Here is an 853-nt window from a genome sequence, read left to right as displayed (position 1 = left end):
TAAGATTATCTAAACATATACATTTTGTAAAGCGTTATGGAATTAACTATAATTTTATCCTCTTGCAATGTCCATTTTTAAAGCAGACCTCCATATCCATACTACCCTCTCTCCCTGTAGTGAGCTGGATATGACTCCCAAAAGGATAATAAAAAGGGCAAAGGAAGTAGGGCTTGATATTATTGCCATAACCGATCATAATTCCGCAGAAAATGTGGAAGTTGCAAAGAAAATAGGAGAAAAAGGGGGAATCTTTGTTTTGGGAGGGATTGAAGCAACCACAAGGGAGGAGGTTCATATCTTAGGGCTATTTGAGGATTTGGAAAACCTTTTTTCCTTCCAAGAAAGGCTATATCAGGATATTCCAACCATACAAGACAAAGAATGGAAAGAACAGGTTGTGGTGGATGAAGATGACCTTGTCCTGGGGTTTAATAAAAGGCTTCTGGTTTCTGCCACAAGCCTCTCTGTAAATGATATGGTTTCCTTTATCCATTCATTGGGTGGAATAGCCATTGCCTCACATATTGAAAGGGCATTTGGCATAATTGCTCAGCTTGGATTTATCCCAGAGGGATTAGGGCTTGATGGAATTGAAGGAAGAGACGGAATAGCAAGCTCTGATGCCCATTTTCTAGAAGATATTGGATGTAAATATACAATCTTTTTTCTAGAAAAACCTAGCCTCTTTGAGATAAAATCTGCCTTACAAAATGGAAGATATTTCATTGCACATTCTTGATCTAGCAGAGAATTCAGTAAGGGCAGGAGCAAGGAATATAACCATTGAGATAGTAGAAGACACAAAGGATGATCTGCTTACCCTTACAATAATAGACGATGGAAAAGGGAT

The 853-nt window shown here is 38.3% G+C and carries 1 protein-coding gene; it reads left to right on the top strand.

Features of this window, described 5'->3' with window-relative positions:
- The first annotated feature begins 67 nt into the window (after positions 1 to 67).
- A complete protein-coding gene (locus AB1397_00270; protein ID MEW6481440.1) occupies positions 68 to 742 on the top strand; it encodes a PHP domain-containing protein in 675 nt (224 codons plus the stop codon).
- The last annotated feature ends 111 nt before the right edge of the window (positions 743 to 853 follow it).

The sequence above is a fragment of the bacterium genome (assembly GCA_040756715.1).
In the GTDB taxonomy this organism is placed as follows: domain Bacteria; phylum UBA9089; class UBA9088; order UBA9088; family UBA9088; genus JBFLYE01.
Note: the sequence above shows the minus strand (reverse complement) of the source record. Positions and strands in the feature narration are given on the sequence as shown.